We start from the raw sequence: 16,008 nt of genomic DNA, 5'->3' as shown, positions 1-16,008 counted from the left end.
CGCGCATCGCAATCGACGCGCGGCCTTCTTGTGGGCGATGACAGGATCGAACTGCCGACATCCTGCTTGTAAGGCAGGCGCTCTCCCAGCTGAGCTAATCGCCCTTTTTCTCAATGATTCGCGATGCTTCGCGATATGAGTTCGACTTTTCAGCCTGCCGCAGGCGCAGCCTCGGCGGCGCTGCGATTCAAAAACAGCTGCATGCGGCTTTTACGGCGGCTGGCTTGCGAAGGATGGATTAAGTTACGCCGACCGGCGCGGTCCAGCGCGCCGCTGTATTCGCGAAGCGCCAGCCTGGCTTCATCGAGCAGGCCTTCGCCGGCCAGCCGACGGATTTTCTTATCCAGCGTACGCAAACGGGAACGCTGGCTGGTGTTCAATGCATGACGGCGCTTGATACGCCGGATGTCTTTCTTGGATGACTTGATATTTGCCACGGATCGCTGCCTGACCTGGAATCAAAGGTCAGAGTTCGGGCAGGGCCTGCAAGGTCAAGCAAAGGCTGCGGATCCGGCCCTCAGCTTTGTCTGCTGGATTATGTCGCACTCTGGCCGGGGCTTCCGACAATGCAAGGACACCCCTGGCTATGTCCCGCATCCGCTGGCAAATCACCAATGCTACTCTGGTCGAGGCTGACAGCTCCCGCCGCGCCTCGGGGCTGCTGCTTTCTGGCGGCAAGATTGAGCGTGAGCTGGCGCCGGCCGAATCCGAAGACAATCTGCTGACACTGAACCTGCACGGTCTGTTTGTTTTTCCCGGCTGGATCAATGGCCACGACTCGCTGATTGCCAGCTATCTTCCGTTTAAGGGGGAGCGCGCCCCCTACTTGAACTGGCTGGCATGGGACACAGAACTCAAAAGCTCGGCGCTATTCAAAGAACGGATGTTTCTTGAGGTCTCGGACCTCTATCGACTGGGGGCCTACCGCAATCTGATCAGCGGCGCTACCACCGTCGTGGACCATATCCCTGAGTTTGTCCGCGGCCCTTTTGTCGGCAAGCTGCCGGTCGAGCTGCTGGCCGACTATGGCATCTCCCATTCCATCTGTAGCTACGATTTGCGCTGGGGCGACGGGCCGCGCCGCGAGTACGAACGGGCGGAGAAGCTGGACCTTGCCTACATCACGCATATCGCCGAGGGCTTCGATCCGGAAAGTCGACAGTCGCTGGCCCGGCTCGATGAGATGGGCGCCCTGGGCGAACGAAGCGTTCTGGTTCACGGCCTTGCACTCTCGGAGAGCGATCTGGACCGCATAGCTGAGCGCAAGGCCAGCCTGGTCTGGTGTCCGGCAGCCAATTTGCACATCTACGGTAAGACCGCCCCGGTAGAGCGAGCCCTGCAGCGCGGCATCAATGTCGTTCTGGGCAGCGACGCGGCAATGTATGGCAGCCAGAACCTGCTTCAAGATGTTCACGCAGCCAGCGGCTATTTCCAATCGCAACTGGGACAGGACCTGGATCCGGCGCAATTGCTGGCCATGGTCACCGTGAATGCGGCGCGCGCCTTCCGTCTCAAGGACAGGGGGCAACTGCGCAGCGGGGCGCGCGCCGATCTGGTCGTTCTGCGGGGTAAGCGGCCCCAGGACGCCCTGGCTTCATTTGTAACGGCGGAGCTGGATGAAATTTATCTGGTGATCCGCAATGGACAACCGGTTTATGGCGAGGAGACGCTGGAGAAAGCATTCACCGAGCACGGCCTGACCTTTGATCGCATTACGGTGCGCGGCAGCCGCAAGCTGATCCAGCGCGGCTTTCGCGAAGCCATTGAGAAGGCAAACAAGACGCTGGGTCGCAGAGTCAATTTCTCATTCCTGCCGGCGGAACTGGCCCAGGGGTAAAGCGATCGCTGAATCGTTACAACAATCATGCCCATAGCGCGAAATTACAATGGCGGTTCCATTGTCTACTTCCAGGGAGATGTAGGCGATGAGGTCTATATTCTTCAGAAGGGGCGCGTCGCCCTGATTGCAACCGCCCTTGATACCGGCGAAGAGATCAAAGAAGAGGTAAAGCTTGGCGAGTTTTTTGGCGTAAAGTCGGCGCTGACCCGGCTGGGCCGCGAGGAAACGGCGCAGGTCATGGGCAAGACCTCGCTGATTGTCTTCAAAGTCCCCGAATTTGAACAATTTGTAATGAAGAATACGCGCCTGATCATGAAGATGCTGCGCGTATTCTCCCGTCAGCTACGCGAGATCCACCGCCAGGTGCGCGACATACTCAAAGCCGGCGCCGCCAAGAATCCCGCCTCGGAATTGTTGAATGTCGCAGAGAGTTTCTACAAGAACGGCGCCATTGAACACTGCGTTTACGCCTTCTCACGTTATCTGGAATACAACCCCAATGGCCGCAATGTCAAGCGCGCCCAGGACTTGCTGCAGATGGCGCGCAAGGGGATGATCTATCCGCCCAACATGGCGCCGCCCGAACCTGAGGACTCCGACGCCGAACCGGATGAGGTGCGGACGCGAACTCTGGAAAGCGGCATGCGACTGGCCGATCAGGCGCTCGACGATCCCTTTGCCTTTGACGGCGGACCGGCGCCTGCTGCAAAAGTGGAGCGCAGTCTGCATACTATCTATGAAAAGGCGCAAGCCGCTGCCATGGATGGACGCCATGACGACGCCCTTTCCGCTTACGAAGAGTGCCTGGGTTTTTCCAACCTGCGCAACTCCGACGAGCAGGACGTTTTTGCACAGGCGCACTATGAGCGCGGCGTAGAATTGCTGGCGCTGGAACGCCACGCTGATGCCAGTGCGGCCTTTTCGCTCTATCTCAAGAAGTTCCCAACGGGGGAGAGCGTAAAGAGCAGCATATTTCAGCTGGGCGCCGTCGCCGAGGCCCAGGGCAATAGCGAGCGAGCGCGCACTCTTTTCCACAAAGTAGCCACCATGCCGCCGCCCGATGATGTGTCCATGGAAGCGCGCAAGCGAATAGAGGCGCTGCACTGAGTATGCTCCCCGAGTCCCTGTACGAAAAATTTGGCATCGGCTTCGAGCCTGGACAGATCATCTTCTGTGAATATGAGCCGGGGAACGAATGCTATTTTATTCTCGATGGCCGGGTGAAGATCACCAAGACCGTAGGCAATACGCAGAAGACCCTGGATGTGCTTACCAACGGCGACTTTTTTGGCGAGATGGCGATTCTTGAGGAGGAGCCGAGAAGCGCCTCGGCGATCGCCATCGATCATATTCGGGCGCTGAAGCTCAATCGGGTGAATTTCGATTCGCTGATGAACGGACAGCCGCAACTGGCCTATCGATTGATGATGATCTTTGCCCGTCGTATCTTTGATGCCAGACGACGATTGCAGATCTTGTTGCTGGATGAACCGCAGGCGCGAGTCTCCGATGTATTCTGTATGCTTGCGGAAAAAGATTCGCAGTACGGCCATTCGGCGCAGATGGTATTCAATGTCACTGTTGACGATGTTGCGGCTTGGTGCGGCATGCCGCCCGCCGATGTACAGCGCGTGATCAGCGCTTTTGTAAAGCAGGCCAAAATCGAGCTCTTTGCCGATCGCATCGTGGTCAAGAATCTGAATGACTTTACGCGAATAGTTCAGGCGCGGCGCAAGGCTCTTGCCTGATTTGGCGACGGGCTGTCTTGCTCAAAGGCGGATATGCTTCCAGCGTCCGCCGCGCCAGCTCAGGTAAAACGCTCCAGCCAGCAACATGCGGTAAAATACATTTGCCGCCCAGATCGCCAGCAATCCAAGTTTCATGCTTGGCCCAAGCGCATAGGCCAGCGGCAAAAAAAGCCCCCACTGCAGGCCGATAGAAATCATCATCACCCGACGACTATCGCCTGCGCCCAGCAGGCTGTTCATCAGGGCGAAGCCAACGCCCTCGATGAACATGCAGACACCCGCCATGCGCAAGGGCCAGCGAGCAAGCTCCACTACCGCTGGATCATTTAAGAAAAGCGAAACGCACCAATCGGGCGCAAGGACCAGCGGCAGTCCAATCAAGCCAAGCAACGCGCCGCCGGTACGAGCTACATCCCAGCCCCAGCGCGCAGCATCGTCGTGATCCTTCTTGCCAAGGGCCTCGCCTACCAGACTGGCGCCCGCCATGCCCAGGCCCATGCCCGGCAAGTAAGCCAGAAGCAAGAGGTCCGTCATAATTTTAGCAGCAGCGCTCTCCGCTGTGCCAACGCGTCCGATAATCCAGAAGAGCGCCAGCAAGCCGCCGGAAAAGAATAACTGCTGCATACTCCCCGGCAGCGCCAGCCGCAGCAGGCTGCGGAAAGTTTGTAGCGAGGGCCGAGCATGAAGGAAGCCGTACTGCTGGGCCTCTTTCCAGCCAAGGAATATGTAGAGTCCGGTGCCGAGGTAGACGGAGACCGCGGTAGCAATGCCGGCGCCGGCGACGCCAAGCGCCGGCGCCCCCAAATTACCATAGATCAAACAATAATTTAGAAATATGTTCGAAGCGTGCATTGTCAGGAGCGTGGCCATATAGACCCAGGACTTCTGGACGCCATTCCAGAAACCGCGAAAGGAAAAATTGACGCCCATGATGGGCATGGCAATCAAGCGAGCCTGCAGATAGGGCGAGCCCAACTCCGAGACCAGCGGGTCGGGGTGCAAAAAGGGAAAGATAGAAGGTGTCAGCGCGTAGAGCGCCACAGCGACTGGCGCTCCGAAGCATATCGATACAACGATTCCAGCGTGCAACGGCTCGGCTGTATCTGCAAGTCGGCCTTCGCCGACGCGCCGGGCGGCAATGGCTTGCACGCCTGCACTGAGCCCGAGGATCAGTGATGCGGCCAGGAAGTTAGCAAATCCAGCAAGTCCCACTGCGGCGAGACCGGCCACGCGTACGTCCGCCGGCAATCGGCCAAGCATAGCCGAGTCCACCATGTTCAGAACGTTTTGCGAGAGCATGCCGCCAATGATGGGCAGGGAAACGGAAATGATACGACTGTAACGCGCGGCAAGCATGGTCAGGGTTCAATGGCCCGCAGCTTCGGGAACCCCGTCAGGCTGCCACTGCCGCGCCTGCAGGTCAAACACGCCGCTGGCGTTTGGCAACAGCCCCTCGCGGGCAAGCAGCTGCTGTTGACGGCGGCCGCCGGAATCGAGCGGCAGGGAAATGCGCCCCTGGCGGTTCACAATACGGTGCCATGGCAGGCGACGCTTGCGGGAGAGACTGTGCAGAATTCGCGCCACCTGACGCGCGCCGCGAGGATTGCCGGCGCACGCGGCCAGCATCCCATAGCTCATCAAGCGGCCGGCAGGAATTGCAGCGGCGATTCGACAAACGCGCTCTGTGAATGCCGCCAGTTTCGACTCAGCTTTGCGCTCCATCTTCCTCGCGGGTCATGCGCTCAGGCGCGTCCATGCCGAGCAGCCGCAGCCCATTGGCCAGGCTCAACTTTACCGCCGCAAGAATTGCCAGCAGCTGGGCGGCAATTTCCGGGCTCTGTTGTATGATGCGATTTTCGCGCGGGGCGTAAAATTGGGAAAGGGCCGTCGCCAGATGATAGAGATATGTTAACAATCGATGGGGCTCCAGAGATGCGGCGGCATCCTGCACTTCCTCCGGAAAACGAGCGGCAAGGACCAGCAGACGACGACGCTCGGGCGTCAATTCAATCTGTAACTCGCCTTGCTGCTCCGCTTCCAAACCTCGTTCTTTTGCCGCCTGAAATATGGAAGCAATCCGGGCGTGAGCGTAGGCGACGTAGTAATATGGATTCTTTTCCGAAGTGTCTCTGGCTTCGGCCAGGTCATAGTCCAGGTGCGATTCAAAGGCGCGCATTACAAAGAAGTAACGGGAAACATCCACCGGAATTTCCTCGATCAGCTCGCGCATGGTAATCAGGCGGCCGGCGCGCTTGCTCATACGCAGCGGCTTGCCCTGCTCGAGCAGATTGACCTGCTGCGCAATGAGCACTTGAAAGTTTGGTTGCGGAAAGCCCATTGCTTGCATCGCGCCGGCCAGGCGCTTGATGTAGCCGTGGTGGTCAGGGCCCCACACGTTGAAGATATGGCTGAATCCCCGGTCGGCCTTGCTCTTGTGATAGGCGATGTCCGCCAGCAAATAGGTGGGGCGGCCATCCTCGCGAACGATTACGCGGTCCTTGTCATCGCCGTATTCGCTGCTGCGAAAGAAGACCTTGCCCTCGCTTTCTTTGGTCTGCGTTCCCAGCGCCGTCCGGGCCTCCAGCACGGCGCCTTTCATGTGGAGTTCGCGCTCGCTGAAAAAATTATCGAAGCGAACGCGAAACCGATCGAGATCCGCTCGTTGTGATTCCAGAAAATAGGCTATCGCGGCGAGGCCAAAGCGTTCTGCAACCGGCTGCAGGGTTTCGGTCGCAGTGAAGTCCTCTGCAAGATCAGTCCTTGCGCTGCGATCCACAAGTTCGGCGAGCAATTCCGCCGACAATTCCAGGCGTGGCTGGCTCTTGCAAATGGCGGCGACGGCCTCTTTGATATACTCGCCGTGGTATCCCTCAGCGGGGAAGCGCAGACCGGGACCTTCTTTGTAGTGTGCTGCCGGCGTGCTCAGCGCGTCCTCGGCTGCTTGTTCATCTGGCGGCGTTTCGCGTTCTGCGAACTTAAGCAGGGCCCCGCGCGATTCAAGATAGCGCAAAAGGCAGCTGCGTCCCAGCAGATTGACCTGATTGCCGTAGTCATTGACGTAGAATTCCCGGTGAACTTGATCGCCAGCTGCTTCCAGTAAGTTGCAGCAGCAATCGCCCAGCGCCGCCGCTCGGGCCGAAACGACATTCAGTGGGCCGGTGGGGTTGGCCGAAACGAACTCAAAGATAATGTTTCGCGCATCGGAACGTTTGCTGCGACCGTAGCCGCCGCCCTCTGCGGCGGCGGCAAGCGCCAGCGTGTAGTATTGCTGCGGAGCAACAAAAAGATTGAGAAATCCGGGTCCGGCCACTTCGACCCGTTCGAAGAAGGCAGATGCGCCAGGATCTGATTGCAGGCGTTCCTGTATGGCGCCGGCAAAGTTGCGCGGATTCTTGAACGCTGCCTGCTCTGCCGCATAGAGATCGCGAATGCTGCGATCCATCGCAATGGTACAGGCATAGTCGCCAAACTGCTCCTCGCGCGCGTATTCCAGGCGAATGTTTGGCGCGGCAATCGACGGATTGAGCGCCTCCAATGCGCGTCCGATGTGTTCAACAATTGTTTGGCGTAGCATGCCAGATCCTGTGGCGGGCCCGGCCAGGATTTCGAAGCGCCGGGCAAGCGTCAACGGCGTCCCAGCCCAGCATCGGACGCCGCTCCAATTTCAGCGCCGCGGCCCGGAGCGCAAGAGTTGCGATTGGCGAGCCGCCCAATCCCCAAGCAGCGCATGCAATTCCGCCAGATGTTTTTTTACGCGTTCTTCGGTCATGGCCCCGGCGCGGCCGCTCCACTCCGGCGCCTGCCAGCGAACAAGGGCCAGCGACGGTAGCGACAGAAAAAGCAAGGCCAGCAGGGTCTGTCTGATCAATCCAGCGCGCACGCACAGCAATGCAAAGCTGCGATGCCCAATGTCAATCAGTCTCCGGTCGCGTCTTCAGCGGACGTCCAAAGCCCTGCTCCAGACAGCGATGCAAACCAGCGTCCAACGAGCGCAGCAGTCCGTCCTCGGCGCGCATTTCCATGCCTGACTGTCGACAGGCGGCAAGAAAATCGCCAAAGCGCTGCGTTGCCATGGCGTGCAGCAAACGAGCCGACCTTGCGCCATCGCGATTTGCATCGGGGTGGCAGCGCGCGCAGCTGAAGAAGGCCTCCGGCAGATTCCAGCAGGCGTCATCGCCAAGTGCAGCGCCGCATTGCGAGCAATGCTGCAGATCGCCCAGCAATCCGGATAATTTCAGAGTGCGCAGTTTAAAAAAGGCGCAAAGCCACAAGCCCGCAGCGCGACGATCTTCAATAGCCAGCGCGGTTTGCGGCGTATCGGGCCGGCTGCGCAGCGCTCCCAGAAGCAATTGATAGCGCGCTGGCTGCGCCTCGCCATCGGCGGCGATATCGGCAACCTCCAGCAAATGCGCCAACATGGTCATGCTGGCGTAGTCGCCCTTCCATTCCGCAAAGGCTTCAAGCACCTGTCCTTCCTTGATCGACTGTAGCGTTTCGCTGCTGCGGGCATAGTAGTGCAGGCGAACCAGTGCGCCCGGCTCGAGCAGGAGGGCGCTGCGTCGACGGGTAGCGGCCAGGCCATGACCGCGTACGCACAGGCGCTGACCGCTTTGGGCCAGCAGATCTGCAGCCAGGTCCGCCTCGCCAAGTCGGCGGCGGCGAAGAACGATGGCATCGCTGAGTAAGATCTGGCTCACAGGCGAAAGTCTTTGATCTTTCTGTACAATGTCCTTTCGGATATGCCAAGGGCTGAAGCCGTTTGCTCACGGTTGCCATTGTAGAAATTCAAGTTACGTTCGAGGATTGCCTTTTCGTAATCTTCCATGGATACGCCAGCCACAATGGTTTCGGCCAGTTTGCGCGCACTGGCGCGCGGCGGCGCGCGCAGCAATTCTGGCGGCAGGTCTTCCTTCCCGAGCACATCATCGCGAGCCAGCACGACCATGCCTTCCAGTACGTTGCGGAATTCCCGGATGTTGCCAGGCCAATCGTAGTTCTGAAAAAAGGCCTGCAGATCTGCGGACAGACCGCGCACCGATTTGCCGTAGCGATCGTTGAATTGTGTAACAAAGTGATTGAACAGCAAAGGAATATCGTCGCCCCGCTGCCGTAGCGGCGGCAGAAAGAGGCGTATGACTGCCAATCGATAGTATAGATCTTCGCGAAAGCGTCCATGATCCGCTTCATCCAGCAAAGAGCGATTGGTGGCCGCGACTACGCGAACATCGACGGCAATCGGTCGCGTGGAGCCAATGCGCACAACTTCGCGCGATTCCAGTACGCGCAGCAGCCGCACCTGACTTTCGGCGTCCATTTCTCCAATTTCATCGAGGAAGATGGTGCCGCCATTGGCAGCCTCGAAAAAGCCAGCGCGATCGTGATCGGCGCCAGTATAGGCCCCCTTGACCGCGCCAAAAAGTTCGCTTTCGAGGATACTCTTGGTTAAAGCGCCGCAATTGACCTTAACGAAGGGTCGACTGGCGCGCGGAGAATTTTCATGGAGAAGATTGGCAATCAGCTCTTTGCCAACTCCGCTTTCGCCCTCAATCAGAACGGTCACATCCGTGGGTGCGATCTGTTTGACTCGTTCCAGTACATCTTGCAGCGAACTTGAATTGCCAACAATGCTGCCGGCTCGAAAGGTCTCGCTCAGACGCTGACGCAGCTGACGATTCTCCGTTTTTAGACGCGACGTTTCCAGCAGCGCATCCATTTTCTTGCGCAACAGCGTTAGATCGACTGGCTTCAGCAAATAATCGCTGGCCCCTTCGCGGATCGCCTCCACGGCCGTCTCAATGCTAGGCTGACCGGTCAGAATCAAAATGGGAATGTCCCGCAGACGGCCGCCGGTGCGCACTTCGCGCACCAGCTCGATGCTCATTCCGTCGGGCAGCATCAAATCGCTGAGGATGATATCGATGGGACGTTCCGCCAGAACGGCGCGGGCCAATTCCAGTTCCGGCGCACTGTAAACGCGATGCTCGTCCTTCTTTCCCAGCGCGCCCAGGAATTCTTCCAGCGCCGCTCGTTGCGCAGCATTGTCCTCGATAACCAGAAAATTTGCCATGACAGAATCAGTCGCCGGGATTCGGGGCTTTCAGTTGCGGGCGGGCGCCATCTGCGGGCAAGAATACCTCGAAGCGCGCCCCTCGCCCGGCGGAGCTGTCAAGACTGACCCGACCGCCCAGCTCTGCCGCCATCTTCTGTACCAGCGCCAGACCGAGGCCGCTGCCCTTGCCCTGCTTGGTAGAAAAGAACGGTTGAAAGATCTTGGCCTGCAACTCCGCCGGAACCCCCGGGCCGTTATCCTCGACGCGCAGCAGCGCGCCGCCAGGCGCAGCCGCCGTGCGAACAGCAATGCGCCGTTCCTCCATAGGTAGATCGGATTCCTGCAGCGCCTGAATTGCATTGAGCACTAAGTTCAGCGCGATTTGCTTGATAAAGCTGCTATCAACATTACTCAGCAGGGGCGTTTCCCCGCCCTGAAATCTAAGCTCAATTCCCTCGCGCAAGGCCTGGGGCTCAATCAAAGCAATCACCTCCTGGAGAAGTTGATTGAGATCGACATGAATGTCCTTTTCGCGCGCTTGAGGACGGAGCAGCGAGATAAAATCGTGCAAGGTCTTGTTCAATCCGGAGATTTCGCGTTTGATCAGCGTGATCTTTTGCTGTGCACGCTGCCGCGATTCGACGTCTCCAATTTCATCGAGATAGCCCTCCAGCAGCTGCAGGTGCATGTGAATCGCCGCCAGCGGATTCTTGACCTCGTGCACCAGACCGGCGGCCAGCGCCGGCAGTTCTGCTACGCCAAGGCTGGCCCCTGAGTCCGGCAGCGCGGGCAATTGTTCATTCGCGGAGATCTCTGACATCGCCAGTTCGGCCAGCCTCGATTGGTTCTACCAGGAAGAAGACAATATTCTGCCGATCGATTCCCTCCGGCGCGCGGCGCAAAACCTGCGACCAGCTATCGACAAATAGACGCGGCACTTCCCCCTGGTTCACAATATAAACATCGCCGGGCTCGTTTACCACTGCGGCGGCGCTCTCGGCGGCCGGCGCGGGCGACAATCGTAAGCCAACATAGAGGCGGCGTCCGCGCTCCGCCTGCAGGCGGGCCAGGATTGCAGCATCGCCCACGTCGATCGTAAAGGAAAGTCCATCGTTTTTGAGCAAGGCTCGACCGGCCGCCGGACTCTGCCGGCGCAGGCCCTCGACGCCGCGCGCAATGCACAATTCAAGATTGGAAACGATGGCGGAAGCCGAACTGAGGCGCGTACCGCCGAGTCTGGCAAATGCCAGCGGAAGATCGTTGAGGTTCAATTCCTCGCGTCGATAACTCACCGTTTCCAGCGGCTGAAGCTGCAGTTCACGCAAATCGCCGCTCAGTTGCGCCGGTCGAATCGATTGCTCCGTCGTATAGAAGCGCGATCCGGCTACTACAAAATTGAGTCGCCGCCCGTCGACGAAGGCCGCCTCGCGAGCATAGAGCGGTTGCGTTGTCTCCGTCGAAACAGAACGAGAGAGACGCGTCCATTCCTGACGATCTGCGTAGCGTTGATTCAAGAGCGAAAAGAACAGCGTCTTAACTCCGCGTCCGCGCAGTCGACGGAGTCTGCTTTCCATTCCTGGATTGCGTCGTCCGCCAAGGGATGCATCGCTAAAAACCAGGAGGCGAGTGTCGCCGCGCCAGTCGCGATAGCGTTCCACAATGGAAAGCGCATTGTCCAGACCGCGCACTGTCGTTTCGCCACGCGCGCCTTTCTGGCCCAGTACTCGCAACAGCGGGGTCCACTGCTCGCTGAAGGGAAGGATATCAGTCTGGTCGCCGCTTTCCAGAGCCACCGCGCCCAGGCGCGAACCTTGCGGCAACTGTGGACCAATTGCCGCAAGCGCTGCGTGGATGGCAGGAAGATCATAGACCATGCTGCCAGAGTAGTCGATGATTGCCGCCAGATCGATGCGCTCCGAGCCGAGCCCGCCATGCTGCTCGGGATGAGCGGCGGGCGGCGCCCAACCGCGCATGGCCTGATCAAGCAGCGATCCCAATCCGCGCTGCAGACGCTGAACGGAAGTCAACTGTGCGCCGCGCGCCTCGATGCGCGCCGAGCGACAGCCAAAGACAGAGGCGCGCAGCATGACCTGATTCTGATCCACGGCCCGCACGCTTCCCGCCAGTAAATAGCCGGCGCCGCTTTCAGCGCAAACGGAGCGCGCCACGCGATCGGTAAAGGGCGTCTGAGGCTGGAAAGAAGCGGCGCGCAAGGCGCGCGTTGCCGCTTCAACCGACAGGACCGGATAGTCGCTGCGCAGGCTGAACAGAAAGCGAGTGGCCGCAGCGAACTCGCCCGGCAGATCTGGCAGGTCGAGTCCGGCGCGCACTGTGTCGCCCTCGACCAGGAAGGGTAGGGCCAGCATGCCGTTGCGAGAAACAGATTGCGCTTGCAAAGTGCGTTTCGCACCGGAGGCAGTCAGGCCCAGGATCAGGCACAGGATCAGGCACAGGACTGCGCGCCCAACGAGCAGGCTGCGCCTTGCCGCGTCTTTGCTGCCAACTCTCCTGTCGGCTTCTTGTTTTCTAAGCGTTCGCATTGCAGACGAGCGTTTGGACAATGATTACTACTTTGCCGGCGGCGCCGTCCTGATCCAGGGACGGGCCCCGATGCCAGCTCCACGCGCGATCCTTCCCGCTGATGATCTCCAGGGCAATTCGAAATCTGAGCTTCGATTTCTCAGCTTCGAGGAGCGGCTGCAGCGCTGCCGTGCAGCTGCAACCATCGATGCCCATTCTAAATGGCTGTCATTGACCGATCGCGAGTGGCAGGACCCTGGCGAGTGGAAGCTGCGCCTGAACATGGGCGCTCGCGGACTGTGGAGCGATTGCCTGGACGAGGCCTCCGAACAGGGATTCTACACTGACGAACCGGAGAGCTGCCGTGTAGCGCTCCTCTACAGTTGCTCGCCGCGCTCCTACTGAAGCGGCGCTCCCCCTCAGGGCCGATCCGGATCCCACTCCAGCTTGCCCGTGCTGGCCAGAATATAAGTTATCAGCTCAAAGATCAGCAGTGCCGCGATGATTGTATAAACGTTCAAGGCGAAGTCGCTATCCCAGCCGACAGCATAGCGTGCATGGAACTTTACCAGGTTCAAAAGCGCCACCATCACGCCCAGGGCCGTGATGGTGCCGTGTTCCTTTTTCAACAGGCGACGAAAGGTGAAAGTCATGCCCTCAATGGACTTCTTGAAACCCGAGAGCCGACCGGGCAAAAAGCGATTCACGTCGCGGCAGTACTGATCGTATTCCGGACCAAATTTGCCGCGCAGGTAGTTCTCTTCCGAATAGGTAATAGCCAGATAAATGTAGAGGAACAGCGGAAGTACAAAGATATAGAACCACAAATAGTTGATCGTCAGAATTGCGCCAAGAGCAATCAATATGTTACCCAGGTACATTGGGTTGCGCGTATGGGCAAACAGGCCGCGCACAACCAGCCGCTCGGCAAAAATCTCTTTCTTCAACCCGCCGCGCTTGATGTAAGCGTAGCCAATGGTGATGCAGCGGACGAACTCGCCGAGAACAAATACGACGGCGCCCAGCAGCGTGAACATGAACTCTGCCTGCCGGTCGCCGATTCCGCCTGCCGGGTCAAGGGCTACCGCGACAATGCCGCCCAGCACAATGAGCGTGAAGATCGTATCCCGCCAGCGAAAGATGAAATTGCCAAAGCGAAGCGTGAATGCCTTCATTTGATTGCCAGAAATCCTTCAAAACAGATGTACTTCATGACTGTAGTACAGTCTTTGAATCCGGAGCGTTGCAATAGCTCCAGATTGCCCTGCGTGGAGAATGGCTCCAGCACGCCCTTCAAACTGCGCGTCTTAGCCAGAATTTCATCGCTGGAAAATCCGCGCTCGGATTTGAAATCATTGTAGAGTCCGGTCAGAATATCTTGAAAGCGTGCGTCGGGCCCGCGCACCTTCTCAAAGAGCAGAAAAGCGCCGCCCCAGCGCAACGCTCGGTAGACGCGGTCGAACAGCTCCTGGCGGAAGGCCGGACGCACAAATTGCATGGTATAGTAGGCGACGACAAGGTCGCAGGGTTGCAGCTCGCATTCCGTGAGCTCTTCATGGACGAAGGTGATGCGCGGATCCTCTGCGCCGCGACTCCTCGCTTCGGCAACCATCGCTGCCTCGCGATCGACCCCAATCAGTTGCATCGAACGAGCGCTGTGGCGGGCCGCCAGTTTTCGCAGAAGTTCGCCGGTGGAACAACCCAGATCGTAAACCAATGAGCCGTCGCCCACGAAATAGTCGGAAACCTTCAGGATGAGATCGTGTCCTTCGTTGTAGAGCGGAACCGAACGACTGACATGCGAATCGAAGGTTCGCGGCACGTCTCCGCCAAAGGTCCAGCCCGCATTAGGGGCCTCGATTTCGTCTCCGACCCGGCTCACCGGTCCACTTCCGGCCAGGCCTTCTGGCACGGCCAGCGCAATATATAGAGCGTACTCACACCGCGTAGCGTTCGCGCAACTTCAGGATCTGCTGTTCAAATTTTTTCCAGTAAGCGCTCGCATCAGGCATGAAGGTGGACTGCACCGTCTGCCGATTCAGGTCAATGATCTCGCTTACCGTAAAATCAAGGTGCCGATAGTACTTAAAATACTCCTGGCTCAGATTGACATTGAAGATTTCCGGATCGTCAGTATTCACCGTACAGACCAGGCCCTCATCGTAGTAGCGGCGCACCGGATGGTCTTTTTCCTGACGTACGTACTTGCCGGTAAAGATGTTAGAAGTCAGGCATACTTCGATCGGCACGCCCTTCTCGCGCAGCAGCTCCATCAACGTTGGGTCCTGAATGGCGGAAGTTCCGTGACCAATGCGCTCGGCCTTCAGCAGCTCAACAGAATCGCGTATGGACCAGGGGCCATCGTCCTCGCCGGCATGCGCCACGCAATGCAAACCCTCGGCGCGGGCCTGTGCGAAAACGTCTTTGAAATCGCGCGCCGGTCCCATCAATTCGGCGCCGCCCAGACCAATGCCAATAATATTGCTGGCTCGCGCTGCCAGAACGCGCTGCAGGTTCTTACTGGCGTTCTCCACGCCAAAGGTTCGCGAGACATCGATGAGGTATTTCACCTCCGGACCGCCAGAACGGCGACATTCGTTGGAAAGCCGTTCCAGGGTTTGAGCAATCTCGTTGAAATCCAATCCATTTTGCACCATGCGCGATGGCGCCAGGAAAACCTCGGCGTAACGGACTGAATTATCATCCATGTACTTGCGCAGATTATTGAATATCAGCTCAAAGTCGTCGGGCGTCTTCACCGAATCGATGATGAATAGAAAGAGCTTGATGAACTCCTGCAGGTTTGTAAATTTATAGAGCTTCTCCAGCTCCTCCATGGAGTAGGGAACGCCGTTCTTTTCCAGCATGGCTGCGACGGTTTCCTTGCTGATGCAAGCCTCCATGTGCAGGTGGATTTCTACTTTCGGCATTTCGCGCATGAAGGCCGCCAGGTTCTGCTCGGCGGCGGTTGGCTCGGATACGTGCGGCAGGCGATCGGTGCGAATGCGCGAGGCCGTCACCAGGTCGGCGGAGAATATCTGATGCACCAGGTCCTCCGGCGGGCTTTCGATTTCCAATTCTTCCATGGCGATCTTGTCGTTGAGCAGATCATTGATCTGCTTGTCAAAGGCGGTTTCCAGCGCCGCACTGTACTGGCGGCCGGCAGGCAGGCGCGCCTTCAGTCGCCGCAGCTCCAGAATGTCGCGATCGATTCCTTTGATTCTTCCAATAAGTTGTTCGAGCTTTACTATCATCGCAGGGGCGCGCGTCGCGCCTACTCCAGTTTGAAATCGCCCACTGATGCTTCGATGGCGCTTACCAGATCGAGCATCTTTTCCAGTCGTTCGTCCTTGCCGCCTTTTGCGCTCATTTCCTCAAGTACGCCGCGTGCATAGCGGCAGAATTGACGCACACGTCGCACCCGCTCCTGCATGGAAAGCAAGGAACGATTCATCCGCTCGGCATGCTGACGGAGTTCGTCTTTCTGTCGTACCTGAAATCGCGCCGTCAGATCTCCCGCCTCCAGGCGCGCCAGCGCTCGGTCCAGGCTGCGCAGGGGCCCCGCGACCCGCGAAGAGTAGAGCAGCATGCTCCATACGCCGCCGGCAAAGGCGGCCAGGCCAATCAAAGCCAGTCCGAGCAGCGCCATCCAGCGCAGGCTGCGTGGAGAAACTGGCTCGTCGTGATCGCTGAACCAGAGAACAACAATGGCCGCAAAGCCCAGGGAGAATAGAAAGGGCAAAGTCGCACGCCAGACCATGCGAAACTGGAAGCCGCGATCGACCAGCTGGAAGCTGCGCGGATTTTTACGACGACTTTGCGATTCGCTCTGACTCAAGCTTCCTCCCAAA

Annotated in this window: 17 protein-coding genes and 1 tRNA gene; 4 read left to right on the top strand and 14 right to left on the bottom strand. The window is 58.6% G+C overall.

Annotated features, from left to right (window positions below; translation table 11 throughout):
- Positions 1–31: 31 nt before the first annotated feature.
- Positions 32–104, bottom strand: a tRNA-Val gene (locus K1X75_14445).
- 45 nt (positions 105–149) lie between these two features.
- Positions 150–437, bottom strand: coding sequence for a 30S ribosomal protein S20 (gene rpsT, locus K1X75_14440; GenBank protein ID MBX7059261.1), 288 nt, complete (start codon positions 435–437; stop codon positions 150–152).
- A 149-nt stretch (positions 438–586) separates the two neighbouring features.
- Between rpsT and K1X75_14435 the strand changes: the two genes are divergently transcribed.
- Genes K1X75_14435 through K1X75_14425 form a run of 3 tightly spaced genes read left to right on the top strand, consistent with a single transcriptional unit; the run spans position 587 to position 3,588 of the window.
- The gene (locus K1X75_14435; GenBank protein ID MBX7059260.1) at positions 587–1,837 is read left to right on the top strand and encodes an amidohydrolase family protein; all 1,251 of its coding nucleotides are present in this window, start codon (positions 587–589) and stop codon (positions 1,835–1,837) included.
- 27 nt (positions 1,838–1,864) lie between these two features.
- Positions 1,865–2,947, top strand: coding sequence for a cyclic nucleotide-binding domain-containing protein (locus K1X75_14430; protein MBX7059259.1), 1,083 nt, complete (start codon positions 1,865–1,867; stop codon positions 2,945–2,947).
- Positions 2,944–3,588, top strand: a complete 645-nt coding sequence (locus tag K1X75_14425) for a Crp/Fnr family transcriptional regulator (GenBank protein ID MBX7059258.1) — start codon at positions 2,944–2,946, stop codon at positions 3,586–3,588. The genes K1X75_14430 and K1X75_14425 overlap by 4 nt, the downstream gene beginning before the upstream one ends.
- A gap of 21 nt (positions 3,589–3,609) precedes the next feature.
- Here K1X75_14425 and K1X75_14420 read toward each other — a convergent pair whose 3' ends face one another.
- From K1X75_14420 to K1X75_14385, 8 genes are all read right to left on the bottom strand, one after another.
- On the bottom strand, positions 3,610–4,944 hold the full coding sequence (locus K1X75_14420; GenBank protein MBX7059257.1) for an MATE family efflux transporter: 1,335 nt from the start codon (positions 4,942–4,944) through the stop codon (positions 3,610–3,612).
- A 9-nt stretch (positions 4,945–4,953) separates the two neighbouring features.
- Positions 4,954–5,310: an MGMT family protein gene (locus K1X75_14415; GenBank protein ID MBX7059256.1), complete on the bottom strand. Its 357-nt coding sequence runs from the start codon at positions 5,308–5,310 to the stop codon at positions 4,954–4,956.
- Complete coding sequence (gene argS / locus K1X75_14410; GenBank protein MBX7059255.1) at positions 5,294–7,162, bottom strand: arginine--tRNA ligase; 1,869 nt, start codon at positions 7,160–7,162, stop codon at positions 5,294–5,296. Before argS ends, K1X75_14415 begins: the two co-directional genes overlap by 17 nt.
- 90 nt (positions 7,163–7,252) lie before the next feature.
- Positions 7,253–7,456: a hypothetical protein gene (locus tag K1X75_14405; protein ID MBX7059254.1), complete on the bottom strand. Its 204-nt coding sequence runs from the start codon at positions 7,454–7,456 to the stop codon at positions 7,253–7,255.
- Positions 7,457–7,499: 43 nt separating this feature from the next.
- The gene (recO, locus tag K1X75_14400; protein MBX7059253.1) at positions 7,500–8,285 is read right to left on the bottom strand and encodes a DNA repair protein RecO; all 786 of its coding nucleotides are present in this window, start codon (positions 8,283–8,285) and stop codon (positions 7,500–7,502) included.
- Positions 8,282–9,655, bottom strand: a complete 1,374-nt coding sequence (locus K1X75_14395) for a sigma-54 dependent transcriptional regulator (GenBank protein ID MBX7059252.1) — start codon at positions 9,653–9,655, stop codon at positions 8,282–8,284. Before K1X75_14395 ends, recO begins: the two co-directional genes overlap by 4 nt.
- 7 nt (positions 9,656–9,662) lie before the next feature.
- Complete coding sequence (locus K1X75_14390; GenBank protein MBX7059251.1) at positions 9,663–10,457, bottom strand: HAMP domain-containing histidine kinase; 795 nt, start codon at positions 10,455–10,457, stop codon at positions 9,663–9,665.
- On the bottom strand, positions 10,435–12,003 hold the full coding sequence (locus K1X75_14385) for a hypothetical protein (protein ID MBX7059250.1): 1,569 nt from the start codon (positions 12,001–12,003) through the stop codon (positions 10,435–10,437). The genes K1X75_14390 and K1X75_14385 overlap by 23 nt, the downstream gene beginning before the upstream one ends.
- Before the next feature lie 187 nt (positions 12,004–12,190).
- Between K1X75_14385 and K1X75_14380 the strand changes: the two genes are divergently transcribed.
- On the top strand, positions 12,191–12,562 hold the full coding sequence (locus K1X75_14380; protein MBX7059249.1) for a hypothetical protein: 372 nt from the start codon (positions 12,191–12,193) through the stop codon (positions 12,560–12,562).
- Positions 12,563–12,576: 14 nt separating this feature from the next.
- On the opposite strand, the gene K1X75_14375 is transcribed toward K1X75_14380, so the two are convergent.
- Genes K1X75_14375 through K1X75_14360 form a run of 4 tightly spaced genes read right to left on the bottom strand, consistent with a single transcriptional unit; the run spans position 12,577 to position 15,995 of the window.
- Positions 12,577–13,332 carry an isoprenylcysteine carboxylmethyltransferase family protein gene (locus tag K1X75_14375; protein MBX7059248.1) on the bottom strand — a complete coding sequence of 252 codons (756 nt, stop codon included), beginning with the start codon at positions 13,330–13,332 and terminating at the stop codon, positions 12,577–12,579.
- On the bottom strand, positions 13,329–14,039 hold the full coding sequence (locus tag K1X75_14370; GenBank protein ID MBX7059247.1) for a methyltransferase domain-containing protein: 711 nt from the start codon (positions 14,037–14,039) through the stop codon (positions 13,329–13,331). Before K1X75_14370 ends, K1X75_14375 begins: the two co-directional genes overlap by 4 nt.
- A 55-nt stretch (positions 14,040–14,094) precedes the next feature.
- A complete protein-coding gene (gene add / locus K1X75_14365; GenBank protein ID MBX7059246.1) occupies positions 14,095–15,411 on the bottom strand; it encodes an adenosine deaminase in 1,317 nt (438 codons plus the stop codon).
- A 20-nt stretch (positions 15,412–15,431) separates the two neighbouring features.
- Positions 15,432–15,995 (bottom strand): hypothetical protein, encoded by a 564-nt coding sequence (locus K1X75_14360; protein MBX7059245.1) that lies wholly within the window; start codon positions 15,993–15,995, stop codon positions 15,432–15,434.
- Positions 15,996–16,008: the final 13 nt, after the last annotated feature.

The sequence above is a fragment of the Leptospirales bacterium genome (genome assembly GCA_019694655.1).
Classification (GTDB): Bacteria; Spirochaetota; Leptospiria; order Leptospirales; family Leptonemataceae; genus SSF53.
This window is presented reverse-complemented; position numbering and strand designations above follow the sequence as displayed.

What these genes read in the sequence shown, in the direction of transcription:
- add (MBX7059246.1), bottom strand. Translation starts at nt 15,411, where the DNA reads ATGATAGTAAAGCTCGAACAACTTATTGGAAGAATCAAAGGAATCGAT.
- argS (MBX7059255.1), bottom strand. Translation starts at nt 7,162, where the DNA reads ATGCTACGCCAAACAATTGTTGAACACATCGGACGCGCATTGGAGGCG.
- K1X75_14430 (MBX7059259.1), top strand. Translation starts at nt 1,865, where the DNA reads ATGCCCATAGCGCGAAATTACAATGGCGGTTCCATTGTCTACTTCCAG.
- K1X75_14420 (MBX7059257.1), bottom strand. Translation starts at nt 4,944, where the DNA reads ATGCTTGCCGCGCGTTACAGTCGTATCATTTCCGTTTCCCTGCCCATC.
- K1X75_14385 (MBX7059250.1), bottom strand. Translation starts at nt 12,003, where the DNA reads ATGCTGGCCCTACCCTTCCTGGTCGAGGGCGACACAGTGCGCGCCGGA.
- K1X75_14415 (MBX7059256.1), bottom strand. Translation starts at nt 5,310, where the DNA reads ATGGAGCGCAAAGCTGAGTCGAAACTGGCGGCATTCACAGAGCGCGTT.
- K1X75_14435 (MBX7059260.1), top strand. Translation starts at nt 587, where the DNA reads ATGTCCCGCATCCGCTGGCAAATCACCAATGCTACTCTGGTCGAGGCT.
- K1X75_14390 (MBX7059251.1), bottom strand. Translation starts at nt 10,457, where the DNA reads ATGTCAGAGATCTCCGCGAATGAACAATTGCCCGCGCTGCCGGACTCA.
- K1X75_14395 (MBX7059252.1), bottom strand. Translation starts at nt 9,655, where the DNA reads ATGGCAAATTTTCTGGTTATCGAGGACAATGCTGCGCAACGAGCGGCG.
- K1X75_14375 (MBX7059248.1), bottom strand. Translation starts at nt 13,332, where the DNA reads ATGAAGGCATTCACGCTTCGCTTTGGCAATTTCATCTTTCGCTGGCGG.